We start from the raw sequence: 16,845 nt of genomic DNA, 5'->3' as shown, positions 1-16,845 counted from the left end.
CAGTGTTGACCGTGTCGAAGAATGGGGTTCCGCCACTTGCCCCGGCCCCCCTCTCCGTCGCACTGTATCCTGAGTGTTCGCTCAGCCTTTATCAGGGGCTACCATGTCAGGCGAAGAAACACCCCGCGATCTCACCCTGATCCTCGTCCGCCACGGTCAGGCAGAGGACCCGGGTACGTTCGCCGCGGGCACGGGATCGCCTGACTGCGACCGTCCTCTCACCTCGCAGGGGGTCAAGCGCATGAAGCGCGCGGCCAAGGGTATGCGGGAACTGATCGACGGCGTGGACCGCATCCTGACCAGCCCCTGTACCCGCGCTGAACAGACGGCCCGCATCCTGGCGCGCGAGCTGGACCACGGCACCGTGGAGCGCGCCGTGGAACTGGCCCCCGGGGGTGATCCGGCCGAGCTCACTCAGTGGCTCGCGCACACGCTTTCCGGTTCCGGCGGCGTGGTGATGCTCGTCGGCCACGAACCGGACCTGTCCCGCCTGATCGCCTGGCTGTGTGCCGACAGCGCCACGTCACTGGTGGAAATCAAGAAAGGCGCGGCCTGCGCGGTGTATTTCGCCGGGACGCCCGGGAAAGGGCGGGGCACCATCCTCTGGCTCATGTCTCAGGCACAGCTGCGCAAATTCTGATGCTGCTCCGATCTTCAGGATCCAGGGATCCCGCCCCGCCCCCGGCAGCTGCTTCGGGGCGCTGTCCACTGAAGGTTGATCAACGAGTCGTCCTGTCCCGGTGACCGCATGATCCGACGCCTCAAACCGCCCGAGACCGTTGCCGCCGTCGATCTCGGCTCGAACAGTTTTCACATGATCGTGGCGCAGGTGCGCGATGGCCATGTCCACATGCTCGATCGCCTTCGTGAGACCGTGCGTCTGGCCGGCGGCCTGGACCGGCGTGACCGGATTACGGCGGAGGCGATGGACCGGGCCACGGCCTGCCTTGAGCGTTTCGGGCAACGGGTGCGGGATCTGCCCCGGGGGGCGGTGCGTGCGGTAGGCACCAACACCCTGCGCAAGGCGACCAATGCCGCGCAGTTCATGGAACGCGCCGCCGCCGCACTGGGCCATCCCATCGAGGTGATCGGCGGGCATGAGGAGGCCCGCCTGATCTACCTGGGGGTGGCACACACCCTTTCCGATGACGGCGGCCGGCGCCTGGTGGTGGACATCGGCGGCGGCAGTACGGAGCTGATCATCGGCGAGCGCTTCGAGCCGATCCACGGCGAGAGTCTCTACATGGGCTGCGTGCGCTTCTCACAGCTCTATTTCCCGGAGGGCCGTATCACGGAGACCGGATGGCGCGCGGCGGATCTTGCCGCGCGCCTCGAACTGCAGCCGGTCGAACGCCATTACGCGGCATTGGGCTGGGAGAGCGCGCTGGGCGCATCGGGGACGCTGCTGGCCGTGGAGCGCGTGCTGCATGAACAGGGCTGGTCCCGGGGCGGCATCACCCTGGAGGGGCTCCGGCGGTTGCGTCAGGCCATGATTGCGGCGGGTGATCTTTCGAAACTGGAACTGGCCGGGCTCGGCGAGGATCGAAAGCCTGTGTTTCCCGGGGGGGCGGCGGTTCTGCTGGCCATCTTCGAGGCCCTGGACATAGACACCATGCAGGTATCCGACGGCGCGCTGCGTGAAGGGCTCGTCTTTGATCTGCTGGGGCGCATCAGCCACGAGGATGTGCGTGAAAGGACCATTGACGGGCTCATGCACCGCTTTCAGGTGGATACGGACCACGCACTCCGTGTCGAATCCACCGCCCGGACACTGCTGGAGTACGTGGCCGAGGCGTGGGACATGGACGAGGACGCCGCCGATACCCTGGGCTGGGCGGCGCGGCTCCATGAACTGGGGCTTTCCATCTCCCACGCGGGTTATCACAAGCATGGTGCCTACCTGCTTGCCAATGCGGATCTGGCCGGGTACTCGCGCCAGGGCCAGCAGTGGCTGTCGCTGCTGGTGCTGAACCATCGACGCAAGTTCCGCGTCGGGCTGATCCGACAGTCCGTGTCGGGAGACATGCAGCTGCGCCTTGTGCGCCTGGCGGTACTGCTGCGTCTGGCGGTGCTGCTGCGCAGGAGCCGAGGCGATACGCCCCCGGCCCTGCAATCGGCGAGTGCCACGTCCAACGGCCTGAAGCTCGTGTTCTCCCCGGGCTGGCTCGACACGCATCCGCTGACGCGGGCGGACCTGGAACGGGAGAAGGAGTATCTGAAGCCGGCGGGGGTGAAGCTGAAGGTTGAGTGAAGGGGTTCAAGGTTCAAAGTTCAAAGTTCAAAGTTCAAAGCGGTGCCAAGGCTTGATCCTTCCACTGACCTTGAACCTTGAACTTTGAACTTTGAACTTTGAACTTTGAACCTTGACCCCCAGTCCTCGACAACCTACATGGTCGAATACTGCGCCAGCAGTTCGTTCTGTGCGGAACGCGGCTTCTGGTTGGCCGCCGGTTTGATCCGCCGGTAACCGCCGTCCTTCTGCAGCACCCAGGCCTGGGTGTTGTCGGAGAAGTAGTTGAGCAGGGCCTCCTGCATGACCCGCTTGCGCAGCGTGTCGTCGGTGACGGGGAAGGCCACCTCCACCCGCCGGAAGAAATTGCGCGGCATCCAGTCGGCGCTCGACAGGAACAGTTCGGGTGCCTCATCCCCGTTCTCGAAATAGAAGACACGCGAGTGTTCCAGGAAGCGGCCCAGTACGGAACGGACCTGGATGTTTTCCGATACCCCGGGGATGCCCGGACGCAGGCCGCAGATGCCGCGCACCATCAGATCCACCCTGACGCCCGCCCGGGAGGCCCGGTAGAGCGCCTGGATGATCCGGGGCTCGATGAGGGAGTTCATGCGCGCCATGATGCGCGCGGGTCGGCCTGCGCGCGCGTGCTCCGCTTCCCGGTCGATGCGCTCCAGCATGCCCGAGTGCAGCGTGAAGGGGGATTGCAGGAGCTTCTTCAGCTTTGACACACGGCCGAGTCCCGTGAGCTGCTGAAACACCTTGTGGACATCCTCGCCGATGGTCTTTTCCGTGGTGAGCAGGCCGAAGTCCGTGTAGGCCCGCGCGGTGCCCATGTGATAGTTGCCGGTGCCCAGGTGCACGTAGCGCACGATCCGGCCCGCTTCCCGGCGCACCACCATGGCGAGCTTGGCGTGTGTCTTGTAGCCCACCACGCCATAGACCACGTGAGCGCCCGCATCCTGGAGGCGGTTGGCCAGCTGGATATTGGCCGCCTCGTCGAACCGGGCGCGCAGTTCCACGATTACGGTCACCTCCTTGCCGTTCTCCGCCGCCTCCACCAGGATGTCCACAAGCTGGGAACGCAGTCCCGTGCGGTACAGGGTCTGCTTGACGGCCAGCACGTCCGGATCGCCGGCCGCCTGGCGCAGGAACTCCACCACCGGCATGAACGACTGGTAGGGGTGGTGCAGCAGCACATCGTTCCGGCGCACGGTCTGGAAGATATCGGTGCCGGCGGACAGACCCGGAGGCAGGGAGGGTGTGAAGGCGGGGAATCTCAGATCCGGACGCTCCACCAGGTCGTGCACCGCCAGCAGGCGGTTCAGATTCACGAGCCCGCTGACCTGAAACAGATCCTCCGGGTCCAGCTTGAACTGGCGCAGCAGAAACTGCGCGGTGTCGTCGGGACAATTGTCCGCCACTTCCAGGCGCACGGCCTCGCCATAGTTCCTCTGGGGCAGCTCGCCCTCCAGCGCCATGAGCAGATCATCGATCTCCTCTTCGCGCACGAAAAGATCCGAGTTTCGGGTGAGTCGGAACTGGTAACACCCCGTCACCTTCATGCCCTGGAAGAGATCGCCCACGTGGGCATGGAGGATGGAGGAAAGGAACACGAAGTCGTAGTCGCCGCGGGCAATCTCCCGGGGCACCCGGATGATGCGCGGCAGCGAGCGGGGCGCCTGCACCACGGCCATGCGGCTCTCCCGGCCGAAGGCGTCCCTGCCCTCCAGAGTGACGATGAAGTTGAGGCTCTTGTTCAGGATGCGCGGAAACGGGTGTGCCGGATCGAGGCCCAGCGGCGAAAGCACTGGCAGCAATTCCTGGGAAAAGAACTCCCTGACCCAGTCGGCCTGCTCGGCATTCCAGTGCGTCCTGCGCAGGAAGCGCACGTCCTCGGTTTCCAGGGCGGGGATCAGGACCTCGTTGAGGGTCCGGTACTGGTCCTGTACCAGCGCATGGGCCCGGGTGCCGACACGCGCGAGCTGCTCGGCGGCGGAGAGGCCGTCCGGCCCCGGGGTATTCACGCCCAGCTGCACCTGCTGCTTGAGTCCGGCCACCCGGACCTCGAAGAACTCGTCCAGGTTGGTGCTGGAGATGCACAGAAAACGCAGCCGCTCCAACAGGGGTATGGAGGCGTCCTTGGCCAGATCCAGCACGCGCTGGTTGAACGCCAGCAGACTCAGCTCACGGTTGAGATAAAGCTCCGGGTTTGAAAGATCAACGTCATCCATCGGGGATTCATGCCCGCAGAGGTTCACAAAAGCCTAATCCTGTCCGTTATTCTTTCCCGAGTCTCAACGGCAATCCCTTCCTCAGGTGAGCAGAAACTCGAGCAGGGCCTTCTGGGCGTGAAGGCGGTTCTCGGCCTCGTCCCAGACGACGCTCTGGGGGCCTTCCAGCACCTCGGTGGACACCTCTTCCTCGCGATGGGCGGGCAGGCAGTGCATGAACAGTGCCTCGGGGTTCGCCCGTTTCATGAGCGCCGAGTCCACCACGTAGTCGGTGAAGGCCTGCCTGCGTGCGGTCTGCTCGTCCTCCTGACCCATGCTGGCCCAGACGTCGGTGACCACCAGGTCGGCGTTGCGCACCGCCTCGGCGGGATCGCGCACCACGCTCACCGCGTCGCCGGCCGCACGGACCAGCTCCGGATCCGGGTCGTAACCCTCCGGGCAGGCGGCGCGCAGCGTGAATCCCAGTAGTTGCGCCGCGTTGATGTAGCTGTTGCACATGTTGTTGCCGTCACCCACGTAGGTCACGACGCGGCCGGTGATGTCGCCCCGGTGTTCGAACCAGGTCTGCAGATCCGCCAGCAGCTGACAGGGGTGTTCCAGGTCCGTCAGTCCATTGATCACCGGCACGCGGGAGTGGGCGGCGAAGCGTTCAATCTTCTCGTGTTCATACGTGCGGATCATCACCCCGTCCACCATGCGGGACAGCACCCGGGCGGTATCCTCGATGGGCTCACCGCGTCCGAGTTGGGTATCGCGTGGCGAGAGGAACAGGGCCTGTCCCCCGAGCTGGATCATGCCCACCTCGAAGGACACCCTGGTGCGGGTGGATGATTTCTCGAAGATCATGCCCAGCACTTTCCCCCGAAGGGATTCGTGTTCCGTGCCGCTGCGATGCAGCCGCTTGAGTTCGATGGCGCGCGCAATCAGGCCACGCAACTCTTCGGTACTGAGGTCGAGCAGGGAAAGAAAATGGCGCACGGTCATGAAGGCCTCCGTGTTCAGGCTTTTCCGGCGGCAAAGGACTCCACCAGACCCGTGAGTGTCTCGAGCAGGATGTCCGCCTCGGAAGTGGACAGGATCAGGGGCGGCAGCAGGCGGATGACGCGCTCGGCGGTGACGTTGATGAGCAGGCCCCGCTCAAGGGCTCGGCCCACCAGTTCCGTGCAGGGGCGGTCCAGTTCGATGCCGATCATCAGACCCAGGCCGCGAATCTCCCGGACCGCGGGCTGTCCGCCCAGGCGATCCCGGAAGCCGTTGAGCAGGTAACTGCCCGTGCGGGCGGCCCGGGCAGGAAGGTCTTCCCGTTCCATGGTGTCCAGCACGGCCAGGGCCGCCCGGCAGACCAGCGGGTTGCCGCCGAAGGTGGTGCCGTGGCTGCCCGGCGTGAACAGCTCGGCCGCCTTGCCGCGAGCCAGTGACGCGCCGATGGGCACGCCGTTGCCCAGCCCCTTGGCCAGGGACAATACGTCGGGAAGCACGCCTTCGTGCTGGCACGCGAGCCATGCGCCGGTGCGGCCGATGCCCGTCTGGATCTCGTCGAGCATCATGAGCCAGTCATGGCGGTCGCAGAGTTCACGGATGCCTTTCAGGTAACCGGGAGGAGGGATGCGGATGCCCCCCTCGCCGGTCACCGGTTCCACCAGCACGGCGGCGATGCCGGGTTGATCCGCAAGCCGGGCGATGGCGTCCAGATCTCCGTAGGGCACACGCACGAAACCCGGCACCAGCGGCTCGAAGCCCCGCTGGATCTTCGCATTGCCGGTGGCCGTGAGCGTGGCCAGAGTGCGCCCATGGAAGCTGCCTTCGGTGACGATCACCGCGGGCGCATCGATGCCGCGCGCGTGGCCGTGCAGGCGCGAAAGCTTGATGGCTGCCTCGTTGGCCTCCGCACCCGAGTTGCAGAAGAAGGCCCGATCCATGCCGGTCAGGGTGCACAGGCGCTCCGCCAACTGTCCCTGCAGGGGGTTGCGGTAGATATTGGAGGTATGGACCAGGGTGCCTGCCTGGTCGCACAGGGCGCGGGTCACTGCCGGGTGGGCATGACCCAGACCGCACACCGCGATACCGGCCAGCGCGTCCAGGTAACGGCGGCCCTCCGTGTCCCACAGCCACGCGCCTTCGCCGCGTTCGAAGGCGACGGGCTGGCGGCCGTAATTGTGCATCAGCGCATCCGACATGGGTGATTCCGTGAAAGGACGACCGGGAAACAAAAACGGCAGCGATAGGGGCTGCCGCATCGGATTTCATTATACCGGTGATTAGGTTGTGTTCAACGGCGTCCTGAAACGCGGGTTGCTTCGAAGCACACGAAGGGACACAGCAAAAAGGGTTCTTCGAGGTTTCGCATGAAAAACCCTTGCCGGCGACGTTGAATTGGTCCAGGGGGCTGGGCAGGATCGCCCGGAGGACCGGGCTCCTACGGGGCGGGATCAAGGCCACGTAGGAGCCCGGTCCTCCGGGCGAAAGGGGTTTCGCTTGGGCGGGATCGCCCAGGGGACTGGGCTCCTACAGCGGGATCGTAGCCGCGTAGGAGCCCGGTCCTCCGGGCGAAAGGGGCTTGGGTAGGAGAGGATCGCCCAGGTGACCGGGCTCCCACGGGGCGGGATCGAGGCCGCGTAGGAGCCCGGTCCTCCGGGCGAAAGGGGGTTGGGTTCGGGAAGGTCGACAGGCCGGAAAACGACGGTGTCCCGCAAACGGGCAGGCACAAAAAAAAACCGGGCAGGTTCACCCCCGCCCGGTTCCGGGATCAACCACGGGGCATTCAGCCGTAGTTGCTGGCCACGAAGTCCCAGTTGACCACGTTCCAGAAGGCTTCCAGGTACTTGGGCCGGGCGTTGCGGTAGTCGATGTAGTAGGCGTGCTCCCACACATCGGCGGTCATCAGCGGGACCTGGTCGCCGGTGAGCGGCGTGGCGGCATTGCTGGTATTGACGATCTCGACACTGCCATCGGCGTTCTTCACCAGCCAGGTCCATCCGGAACCGAAGTTGCCCGCGCCCGAGGCATTGAACTTGTCCTTGAACTCCGCAAAGGATCCAAAGGCCTTGTTGATGGCGTCGGCCAGCGCGCCGCCGGGCTCGCCGCCCCCGTTGGGGCCCATGCAGTTGAAATAGAACGTGTGATTCCACACCTGCGCGGCGTTGTTGAAGATGCCGCCAGCCGGGGCCTTCTTCACGATCTCCTCCAGGGAGAGGTCCTCGAACTCGGTGCCGGCAATCAGCTTGTTCAGGTTCGTGACGTAGGTGGCGTGATGCTTGTCGTGATGGAATTCCAGCGTTTCCGCGGAGATGTGCGGGGCCAGTGCATCTTTCGCATAGGGGAGGGGAGGCAGTTCATGTGCCATCGGGGATTCTCCTTTCTCATTGGGTGACGTGAGTGGAACGGCCGCTTTCCGCCTGAAAGCGGCTGGTCGAATTTCCGAGTAAGGGCGTAAAGATAGGACAGGCACTCTTCGTAATGCAATAATCCTTCATGATCATCCTGTTTTGAGGACCGGCCGTTCCCGTGGCTTCTCGTCTTGACCCGGTTGAGTTGAGCCTGTTCGCCAGCCGCGTCGATTCCGTGTGCGGGGAGATGGGTGTGCAACTGGCCCGTTCCGCGTTCTCTCCCAATATCCGGGACCGGCTGGACTTTTCCTGCGCCCTGTTCGACGCGCGGGGCGAACTGTGCGCCCAGGCTGCGCACATCCCCGTTCACCTGGGCAGCATGGCCCATGCCATGCGCGGCATCGTGGCGGGGATCCGGTGGTCGCCCGGCGACATGGTCATGCTCAACGATCCCTTCCTCGGCGGCACCCATCTGCCGGATGTGACCGTGGTGGCGCCCCTGTTCGTGGAGGATCGGCTCGTGGCCTTCGTGGCCAACCGGGCACACCATGCGGACATCGGCGGCGAATCCCCCGGGTCCATGCCCCTGTCGCGAAGCCTGCACGAGGAGGGCATCCTGATTCCGCCGGGGCACGTGGTGCGAGGCGGCGTGGTCAATCGGGAACGCCTTGCCGAGGTCACCGAAGCCACCCGCAATGCGCGCGATGCCCAGGGCGATTTCGCCGGCCAGATCGGCGCCAACCGGCGTGGCCTGCAACGTCTCGCAGCGCTGGTGGAGTCCATGGGAGAGGAGGCATGGCGCACCGCCGTCGACCAGCTGAACGACTATGGTGCACGCCTCGCATGGGATGCCCTGGGCGCTATCCCCGGGGGCCGCTTCGAGTTCGAGGATTTCATGGACGACGACGGTCTGGGGCACGAGGACATCCCCATCCGCGTGGCCGTCGAACGCCGCGACGACCATGTTCACGTGGATTTCACGGGCACTGCCGCCCAGGTGGCGGGCAACATCAACTGCCCCCTGTCCGTCACCGCGGCCGGCGTGCTCTACGCCATGCGCTGCCTGATGCCGGCCCGGACACCCGCCTGCGCCGGCACGTTCCGGCCGGTGCGCATGACCGTGCCCGAGGGCTGTCTGCTCAATGCCCTGCGTCCCGCTGCCGTGGCCGCCGGCAACGTGGAAACCAGCACGCGGGTCGTGGACGTGGTGCTGGGCGCCCTGGCCGATGCGCTGCCGGGGCGCATCCCCGCCGCCAGCCACGGCAGCATGAACAACGTCGCGATGGGCGCGGCGGGTGCACATCCCTGGGGTTACTACGAGACCCTGGGTGGCGGTATGGGCGCCGGGCGCCACGGCGGAGGTCTCTCGGCCGTCCAGACCCACATGACCAATACCCGCAACACGCCCATCGAGGTGCTGGAATCCCGCTACCCCATTCACGTGCGCGAGTATTCGGTTCGCCGCGGTTCCGGTGGGGCGGGCCTGCGATCGGGCGGCGACGGTCTGGTGCGCAGCTACGAGTTTCTCGCCCCGGCGCGTTTCACCCTGCTCACCGAGCGCCGACGCCGCGCCCCCTGGGGCCTGCACGGCGGCGCCTCCGGCGCCCCCGGCATCAACTGTCTCAACAACGTGATCCTGCCGCCGAAGGTGAGTATGGATGTCCGCCCGGGTGATGTGCTGACCCTGGAGACCCCGGGCGGAGGCGGGTGTGGAGCCGCCTCCTGAAGGGCGAAGTGTGAATTTGGAAGTGAGAACGAAAAGCTGAACGGCGGAAACGGGAACGGACCACGCGCTTGTGGCCGGGTCTTGTTAGAATGGTCCCTCATGTGCATGTGGCGGGAATCGCAATGCCCGGCTCCGGCATCTCGTTTCCCACTTCCCAATTCCCACTTCGCACTTCCTTGCCACTTGCCACTTGAGACTTGCCACTGCCCTTATGTGCGGCATCTGCGGTGAACTGAACTTCAACGACGCGCGCCCGGAGCTGGCGTCCCTGCGACGCATGCTGGACCGGCTGGAGCGGCGCGGACCCGATCACGAGGGTACCTGGAGCGATGGCCCGCTGGCGTTCGGTCATCGGCGTTTGTCCATCCTGGACCTGTCGGAACGTGCCCACCAGCCCATGCTGGATCCCGCGCTGGGGCTCGCCGTGGTGTTCAACGGCACGATCTACAATTTCCGCGACCTGCGTGCCGTGCTCGAGGGGCGCGGCCACCGGTTCTTCTCCACCGGTGATACCGAGGTGATCCTCAAGGCCTACGCCGAATGGGGCGCAGATTGTGTGCGCCGGTTCAAGGGCATGTTCGCCTTCGCCGTGTGGGATCTGCGCAACCGCCGCCTGTTTCTGGCCCGCGACCGCATGGGCATCAAGCCCCTGTACTACAGCCAGGACGCGAATCGTCTCCGGTTCGCTTCCAATTCACAGGCCCTGCTGCAGGCGGGGGGCGTGGACACGTCCATCGATCCGGTGGCACTGCATCATCACTTCACCCTGCACGCCGTCGTGCCCGCCCCCCGCACCCTGTTCCGCGGCGTTCGCAAGCTGCCGCCGGCACATACGCTGACGGTGGAGGCGGACGGTCGTGCCCGGCTCGATCGATACTGGCAGCTCGATGCCTCGCGGCCCGCCGGGCCGCGCAGTGAGGCGGAGTGGATCGAGGCGGTGCACGAGAGCCTGCGCCGGGCGGTGGAACGCCGCCTGCAGATCGCCGATGTCCCCGTGGGCGTGCTGCTCTCTGGGGGGCTGGACTCGAGTCTGCTGGTGGCCCTGCTCGCGGAATGCGGTGTGCAGGGCCTGAAGACCTTTACCGTGGGGTTCGAGGATCAGCCCGAGGAGAAGGGCAGCGAGTTCGAATATTCCGATCCGGTGGCCGCGCGATACGACACCGAGCATTTCCGCTTTCACGTGCCCAATGCGGAAGTGCTCACCCGCCTGCCGGAGGCTGTGGACCACATGGCCGAGCCCATGGTGGGTCAGGATGCCGTGGCCTTCTACCTGCTGGCGGAGCAGGTGTCGAAGCACGTCAAGGTGGTGCAGTCCGGGCAGGGGGCGGACGAGGTATTTGGCGGCTATTTCTGGTATCCGCGCATGGCGCAGGAGTCCGAAGGAAGCCGCGTGGACCGCTTCCGGCGTCACTACTTCGACCGGGACCACGACGAGTATGCGCGCATGATCGCCCCCGGCCTGGTGGACGGCGATCACACGGCCGCACTCATCGCGGAACTGCTGGACGCACCCGGCGCGGACAGCTTCATCGATGCGGTGCTCCGCCTGGATGTCACCACCCTCATCGTTGATGATCCGGTCAAACGCGTGGACAACATGACCATGGCCTGGGGCCTGGAAGCCAGGGTGCCGTTCCTTGACCAGGAACTGGTGGAACTGGCCGCGGCCATGCCGCCGGATCTGAAACTGCGTGACGGCGGCAAGTACGCCCTGCGGCAGATCGCCCGGGGCCGTCTTCCCGACGCGGTAATCGACCGGCCCAAGGGCTATTTCCCGGTGCCGGCACTGAAGTATGTGCGCGGCGAGTTCCTGGATTTCATGCGGGACATCCTGGACTCCCGGGCCTGCCGGGAACGGGGGCTGTATCAGCGCGGCTACGTGGAAGCCCTGCTCTCGAGCCCCGAATCCCACCTCACCCGCATTCAGGGCAGCAAGCTCTGGCATCTGGCCCTGCTGGAGTTCTGGCTGCAACGTAATCTGGACTGACCGTTCACCCGGCTTTTTATACCGTCCAAGTGGACGGTTCCTGTGTGCACGCGTTCTTGTGTGAAGTCCTTAACATCCGCGCGCCGCGGGCGTGGCTAGAGTGTCACGGACAATAATCACGAGAACAGGGGAGCGGGTATCCACATGACCCCGCAGTTGAGGCGCAGGCTTCGCCGTGCGCGGCCGTCCCTGGTCAGGGCGCGCATCCGGCGCGGATATCGACGCGCGATCGATCGGTTTGTCACCCGATGGCCCAGAACGCACATGGGGCTGAACATCGGCCTTTCGGCCCTGGGGCAGTTGTACCTGTTGAGTTTCCCGCTTGTCGCCCTGTTGCTGCTGGCGGGCCTGCCCGGGCGGGTGGCAGGCCTCGCCGATCCCGTTGATTGGGCCATGCTGGCGGGGGTGGTGGTGCTCATCGCGCTGCTGGGTCTGGTCAGTTGGCAGATTGCGCGCCTGCGCTTCACGCTGCCCGGTGCGGAGGTGCTGGAACCGGGTGAGGCCCCGGCGCTTTTCGACACCGTCGACGAGCTGCGCCGGCTCTGCGGCGCCGCGCCGGTGCACCGGATCGTGCTCTCCGAGCGCTTCGAGGTGGAGATGATCCGTACGCCGCGATTCGGCTATCCCTTCGTGTTCACCAATACGCTGATGGTCGGGTTGCCGGTCCTGCTGAGTCTGTCGCCGCAGCAGGCACGGGTGCTGATGGCCCGGCGCATCGGCCAACTCGCCGCCCCGCACTACAGGCCCGGGAACTGGGTATACGTGCTCGCGCGCGTCTGGCCCCGGTATCGGCGGGACGCGGCGTCGGCGCCCTGGCCCCTGTCCTGGCTGCTCCGGGCGTTCTTTCCATGGTACGTGCCGCTGCTGCGCCGCCTGTCCCGGCGTGCGGCCCGCCAGGCCGAACTGGATGCCGACGCCAGCGTCCTGACCGTCATCGACGACCAGGAGGTGGCGGAAGCCCTGGCTGCGAGCATCTTGCGGCAGCGCTATCTCGATGAGGCATTCTGGCCGCGATTGCAGCCGGACCAGCCGGCGTCCCCGCAGCCCCGCAACTTCCCCTTTGCGCGCATGACGGCCGCGATACGGGCATTGGGTCCGCAGAAAGCGAGGCAGTGGCTCGACCGGGTCCTGTCGGAGGCCGATTCGGGGCGCGGCGAGCTTCCGGGCCTGCGGGCCCGGCTGGATCACATCGGTCATGGCGTTGCGCCTGTGCCCGGACCCCTGGAGGAAGCCGCAGCAGGCCATTACCTCGGGGCCTCCCTCGCGGCCCGGGTCAGGCACATGGACAGCCTGTGGTTTCGCGGCATCATGCCGGCCTGGAGGGAGCGCTACGAGCGCAGGCAGCGTTCGCTCAGGCGCATCCGGGCGCTGGCCGAAAAGGCCAAGGGGGGTCCCCTGAGCGTGCAGGAGGCGCGCGGCTATGCGGCCCTGGCCGAACGCCTGCTGCCGGGCGCCCAGGCATGCACCGTGTACCGGCAGTTGCTGACCATGGGTGTGCCCGACGCGGAGTTGAATCTGCGCATCGGCCGTTATCTCCTTGCCCGGGGCGACGAAAAGGGCGTCGTCGCCCTGGAGCGGGTGGCTGCTTACGACAAGACATTTGCCCGGGCGGCGGCGCGGGTGCTGGCGCGGTTCTTCTCGGAACGCGGACAGCCGGAAGCCGCCAGCCGTTATCTCAAGGAGGCGCTGGCGGCCCAGGCCTCCTGATCGTCATTATGCCGCACCCGGGACCTTGCCCGCGCCGGGGACCGGAGACCTGCCGCGCGGTCCCGCGAGCCGCTCGTCGCGTGGCCGTCTTGCCAATGCCCCCTTTTGCAGGCCGTTTATTTGCCGGGGGGCGGGGTATAAACTAGGCAAACGAATACATTGAATTGATTTGCGAGGTCAGAAGACGTGGAAGCGCTTGAACGCATCAAACAGCAGGTGGAAGGCCACCCGGTGGTCATCTTCATGAAAGGCACCCCCCAGTTCCCCATGTGCGGCTTCTCCAGCCGCGCTGTCGAGGCGCTCAAGCAGTGCGGGCAGGAGTTCGCTTACGTGAACGTGATCGCCGACCAGGAGGTCATGCAGGCCCTGCCCCAGTACGCCAACTGGCCGACCTTCCCGCAGGTCTATATCGACGGCGAGCTGGTGGGCGGCTGTGACATCACCCTGGAGCTGGCCCAGAGCGGCGAGCTGAAGAAGATGGTGGATGAGGCGAGCGCCAAGCGCAACAGCGCGTAATCGAAGTGGGAAGTGTGAATTGGGAAGTGGGAACTGAAAGGCTTTAACTTCGCACCTCCCAATTCACCCTTCCCACTTACCCAACGACCCTGTTTCTTCCCTCCGACTTGGCCCGGTAGAGGTTCTGGTCGGCCAGCCGGGTCATGGTCTGGATGGTTGGCATCTCCTCGCCATGCTGGTAACAGCATACGCCAATGGACGCGGTCACGGTGATGCCGCCTTCCGGGATGGGTATGGGTTCATCGCTGATGGTCTGTCGCACCCGTTCAAAGATCGCGGGATCGCATTTTTCCGACTTATGGAAGTGGGCCACCAGGGCAAATTCCTCGCCGCCCATACGCGCCACCATGTCCATGGGGCGAAGCGCGAGCCGCATGCGCCGGGCGATGAGGATGAGCACCTCGTCGCCCACGTCGTGTCCGTGGAGATCATTGATGCGCTTGAAATGATCCACGTCCAGGATGCCCAGGCACAATGCGCCTCCACGGCTGCAGGTCTCCATGATCGCCGCCTCCATACGCTTGTCCATGGCGCGTCGGTTCGGCAGCCCGGTCAAGGGGTCCGTGGTGGACAGGAATTCCAGCTGGTGGTTGGTGGCGCTCAGTGCGGCTGAGGTTTCCAGTACCTTGTTCTGCAGGCGGGCGACCCTGCCCGCCGCAAACAGCCGGGCGGCCAGTTGTATCTGGTTGACCGGCTTGGTGAGATAATCGTCGACCCCATGGCGGAAGGCTTCCATCATGGCCTCGTCGCCTTCCTTGCCGGTGAACAGGATGATCCCCGTGTAGTGGCTGCGCTGCTCGTCCTTCCGGCGGATTTCGGCGGTCAGTTCCAGACCGTTCATCTCCGGCATCACCCAGTCGGCCAGCACCACTTCCGCCCGGCGGTCGCTCATCATGACGAGGGCCTCGGAAGCCGATGCGGCCATGCGCACGTCCGTGTAGCCAATGCGGTTGAGCGTGGTGCGCAGCACCGCGCGGCTGTATTGCATATCGTCGACAATGACGATGGCGAGATCTTCGACCATTCCCTGATCAACCCCGTCGCTAAGTGTTATCTGGTCAGCTTGCGGTGCCCGCATTGCCCATGCACCTTCCTCCCCGGAGGAGATGCGGCACAGGTGCGATTTATGCCGGCGACCCGTTCTCCAAGCGTCTTATAACGTCCCGGTTATCCACTGTCCATGTGCGTATCGACGGACGGTTGAAGGATCGGCCCCCAGCGGTTGAGGACGTGACAGAACAGGTCCGCGGTCTTCTCGGCGTCATAGACGGCGGAGTGGGCCTCACTGTTGTCCCACTTCATGCCGGCGGCCTGGACCGCCCTGGCCAGTACCGTCTGCCCGAAGGCCATGGCGGAAAGGGTCACGGTATCCAGGCTGCTGAAGGGGTGAAACGGGTTGCGTTTCAGTCCGGCGCGCTCGGCACCCTGATTGATGAAAGAGAGATCGAACCCGGCATTGTGTCCCACCAGGATCGCCCGCTTGCAGGCGTTAAGCTTCATTTCTTCTCGGATGGAGCGAAACACCGTCGCCAGGGCGTCCTTCTCCGGGTGCGCGATGCGCAGGGGGTGGAAGGGGTTGATGCCGTTCACCTCCAGGGACTTCGGGTCCATGTTGGCGCCCTCGAAGGGTTGCACGTGCCGGGCGACCGTATAGTGCCGGTACAGGCGGCCCTCGCTGTCCATGCGCAGCAGCACTGCGGCCACCTGCAGCAGTGCATCGGACTGCGGATTGAATCCGCCGGTTTCCACGTCCACCACCACGGGGAGAAATCCCCGAAAGCGGTGACCCATGGGCTGGAAGTCGGGTGCGTTGGTCATGGGGCGGTAGGGTAATACAGGTGAAGTGGGAAGTGGGAATTGGGAAATGGGAAGAAGGGCCTGAAAGGCTGTCATCTCCATCCGCGGACACCCACCCCTCCCACTTCCCAATTCCCACTTCCCACTTCACTTGAGTCGCCAGGCAATGTGTGTCCCCGCCCGCAATGGCACCACCGTGTCCCCGCCCAGCGGATACGCCTGAGGCACCTCCCAGGGATCCCGCACCAGGGTGAGGGTCCCCTCGTTCTCGGGCAGGCCGTAGAAGCGCGGGCCGTTGAGGCTGGCAAACGCCTCCAGATGCTGCAGGGCGCCGGCCGCCTCGAAGGCCTCGGCATAGAGCTCCAGGGCGGCATGGGCACTGTAGATGCCGGCGCAGCCGCAGGCGGATTCCTTGGCGCCCCTGGGGTGGGGTGCGCTGTCGGTGCCCAGGAAGAAACGTGCATGACCTTCGGCCAGTACGTCCATAATGGCCTGGCGATGGCGTTCGCGCTTGAGCACCGGAAGACAGTAGTGATGGGGACGGATCCCGCCCTGAAACAGGGCATTGCGGTTCATCAGGATGTGCTGCGGCGTCACCGTTGCCCCGAGGAGCTCGCCGCCCTCGCGCACGAAGGCCGCCGCATCGGCCGTGGTGATGTGCTCGAGCACGATCTTCAGGCCCGGGAAGTCCTTCATCAGCGGCGCCAGGGTCCGCTCGATGAACACCGTTTCCCGGTCGAACACGTCCACGTCCGGATCGGTGGCCTCCCCGTGCACCAGCAGGGGCAGTCCGGCCTGCTGCATCGCTTCCAGGGCGGCATAGGCATGGCGCACATGGGTGACGCCCGCATCGGAGTGGGTGGTGGCGCCGGCCGGATAGAGCTTCACGCCGTATACGATGCCGCTGTCCCTGGCGCGGCGGATTTCGTCCGCCGTTGTGTCATCCGTCAGGTACAGCGTCATGAGCGGTGTGAAGGCCGCGCCGTGCGGCACCGCGGCGAGAATGCGTGAACGATAGGCGAGCGCCTGTTCCGTGGTGGTCACCGGCGGCTTGAGGTTCGGCATGACGATGGCCCGCGCAAACCGCTGTGCGGTATGCGGCACGACGGCGGGTAACGCGTCACCGTCGCGCAGGTGCAGATGCCAGTCGTCCGGATACCGCAGGGTCAGTGTCTGTACGGATGTCATGGGGTATTCCTGTGGCTTTTCTGTGCCTTGCGGCCGTGATCAACATTTGCTGCCGGTGCCTTTTGCCTTGACCTGCCTGACGCCAGGCTTGAAGATAATGAACTCCATTGCGGCCCGTGCAACCGGGTCTGCGC

General features: G+C 65.4%; 13 protein-coding genes. 6 read left to right on the top strand and 7 right to left on the bottom strand.

The window, feature by feature from the left end:
• The first annotated feature begins 103 nt into the window (after positions 1–103).
• Positions 104–640, top strand: coding sequence for a phosphohistidine phosphatase SixA (gene sixA / locus THITHI_RS0106525; RefSeq protein ID WP_018232271.1), 537 nt, complete (start codon positions 104–106; stop codon positions 638–640).
• A 108-nt stretch (positions 641–748) separates the two neighbouring features.
• On the top strand, positions 749–2,251 hold the full coding sequence (ppx, locus tag THITHI_RS0106520) for an exopolyphosphatase (RefSeq protein WP_026186113.1): 1,503 nt from the start codon (positions 749–751) through the stop codon (positions 2,249–2,251).
• Between the two features lie 134 nt (positions 2,252–2,385).
• Here the strand turns inward: ppx and ppk1 are convergent, their stop codons facing one another.
• The 4 genes from ppk1 to THITHI_RS0106500 form a co-directional block, all read right to left on the bottom strand.
• The gene (ppk1, locus tag THITHI_RS0106515) at positions 2,386–4,464 is read right to left on the bottom strand and encodes a polyphosphate kinase 1 (protein WP_018232269.1); all 2,079 of its coding nucleotides are present in this window, start codon (positions 4,462–4,464) and stop codon (positions 2,386–2,388) included.
• 81 nt (positions 4,465–4,545) lie between these two features.
• On the bottom strand, positions 4,546–5,448 hold the full coding sequence (gene argF / locus THITHI_RS0106510; RefSeq protein WP_018232268.1) for an ornithine carbamoyltransferase: 903 nt from the start codon (positions 5,446–5,448) through the stop codon (positions 4,546–4,548).
• A gap of 14 nt (positions 5,449–5,462) precedes the next feature.
• Positions 5,463–6,641: an acetylornithine transaminase gene (locus THITHI_RS0106505; RefSeq protein ID WP_018232267.1), complete on the bottom strand. Its 1,179-nt coding sequence runs from the start codon at positions 6,639–6,641 to the stop codon at positions 5,463–5,465.
• Positions 6,642–7,225: 584 nt separating this feature from the next.
• Positions 7,226–7,807: a superoxide dismutase gene (locus THITHI_RS0106500; protein WP_018232266.1), complete on the bottom strand. Its 582-nt coding sequence runs from the start codon at positions 7,805–7,807 to the stop codon at positions 7,226–7,228.
• Between the two features lie 161 nt (positions 7,808–7,968).
• Between THITHI_RS0106500 and THITHI_RS0106495 the strand changes: the two genes are divergently transcribed.
• The 4 genes from THITHI_RS0106495 (at position 7,969) to grxD (ending at position 13,726) form a co-directional block, all read left to right on the top strand.
• A complete protein-coding gene (locus tag THITHI_RS0106495; protein WP_033336916.1) occupies positions 7,969–9,516 on the top strand; it encodes a hydantoinase B/oxoprolinase family protein in 1,548 nt (515 codons plus the stop codon).
• Between the two features lie 211 nt (positions 9,517–9,727).
• Positions 9,728–11,503, top strand: a complete 1,776-nt coding sequence (locus tag THITHI_RS0106490) for an N-acetylglutaminylglutamine amidotransferase (RefSeq protein ID WP_018232264.1) — start codon at positions 9,728–9,730, stop codon at positions 11,501–11,503.
• A gap of 144 nt (positions 11,504–11,647) precedes the next feature.
• A complete protein-coding gene (locus tag THITHI_RS18570) occupies positions 11,648–13,210 on the top strand; it encodes a M48 family metallopeptidase (RefSeq protein WP_033336915.1) in 1,563 nt (520 codons plus the stop codon).
• A 186-nt stretch (positions 13,211–13,396) separates the two neighbouring features.
• Positions 13,397–13,726, top strand: a complete 330-nt coding sequence (gene grxD, locus THITHI_RS0106480; RefSeq protein WP_018232262.1) for a Grx4 family monothiol glutaredoxin — start codon at positions 13,397–13,399, stop codon at positions 13,724–13,726.
• 76 nt (positions 13,727–13,802) lie between these two features.
• Here grxD and THITHI_RS0106475 read toward each other — a convergent pair whose 3' ends face one another.
• From THITHI_RS0106475 to pyrC, 3 genes are all read right to left on the bottom strand, one after another.
• A complete protein-coding gene (locus THITHI_RS0106475; protein ID WP_018232261.1) occupies positions 13,803–14,750 on the bottom strand; it encodes a GGDEF domain-containing response regulator in 948 nt (315 codons plus the stop codon).
• A gap of 143 nt (positions 14,751–14,893) precedes the next feature.
• A complete protein-coding gene (rnt, locus tag THITHI_RS0106470) occupies positions 14,894–15,544 on the bottom strand; it encodes a ribonuclease T (RefSeq protein ID WP_018232260.1) in 651 nt (216 codons plus the stop codon).
• Between the two features lie 126 nt (positions 15,545–15,670).
• Positions 15,671–16,711: a dihydroorotase gene (gene pyrC / locus THITHI_RS0106465; RefSeq protein WP_018232259.1), complete on the bottom strand. Its 1,041-nt coding sequence runs from the start codon at positions 16,709–16,711 to the stop codon at positions 15,671–15,673.
• Positions 16,712–16,845 lie beyond the last annotated feature (134 nt).

Source organism: Thioalkalivibrio thiocyanodenitrificans ARhD 1 (genome assembly GCF_000378965.1).
Lineage (GTDB): Bacteria > Pseudomonadota > Gammaproteobacteria > Ectothiorhodospirales > Ectothiorhodospiraceae > Thioalkalivibrio_A > Thioalkalivibrio_A thiocyanodenitrificans.
The sequence above is the reverse complement of the archived record's forward strand: the minus strand, read 5'-3'. Positions and strand labels throughout refer to the sequence as shown.

Coding starts and splice junctions, on each gene's coding strand:
- sixA (WP_018232271.1), top strand. CDS start 104: ATGTCAGGCGAAGAAACACCCCGCGATCTCACCCTGATCCTCGTCCGC.
- ppx (WP_026186113.1), top strand. CDS start 749: ATGATCCGACGCCTCAAACCGCCCGAGACCGTTGCCGCCGTCGATCTC.
- ppk1 (WP_018232269.1), bottom strand. CDS start 4,464: ATGGATGACGTTGATCTTTCAAACCCGGAGCTTTATCTCAACCGTGAG.
- argF (WP_018232268.1), bottom strand. CDS start 5,448: ATGACCGTGCGCCATTTTCTTTCCCTGCTCGACCTCAGTACCGAAGAG.
- THITHI_RS0106505 (WP_018232267.1), bottom strand. CDS start 6,641: ATGTCGGATGCGCTGATGCACAATTACGGCCGCCAGCCCGTCGCCTTC.
- THITHI_RS0106500 (WP_018232266.1), bottom strand. CDS start 7,807: ATGGCACATGAACTGCCTCCCCTCCCCTATGCGAAAGATGCACTGGCC.
- THITHI_RS0106490 (WP_018232264.1), top strand. CDS start 9,728: ATGTGCGGCATCTGCGGTGAACTGAACTTCAACGACGCGCGCCCGGAG.
- THITHI_RS18570 (WP_033336915.1), top strand. CDS start 11,648: ATGACCCCGCAGTTGAGGCGCAGGCTTCGCCGTGCGCGGCCGTCCCTG.
- THITHI_RS0106475 (WP_018232261.1), bottom strand. CDS start 14,750: ATGGTCGAAGATCTCGCCATCGTCATTGTCGACGATATGCAATACAGC.
- rnt (WP_018232260.1), bottom strand. CDS start 15,544: ATGACCAACGCACCCGACTTCCAGCCCATGGGTCACCGCTTTCGGGGA.
- pyrC (WP_018232259.1), bottom strand. CDS start 16,711: ATGACATCCGTACAGACACTGACCCTGCGGTATCCGGACGACTGGCAT.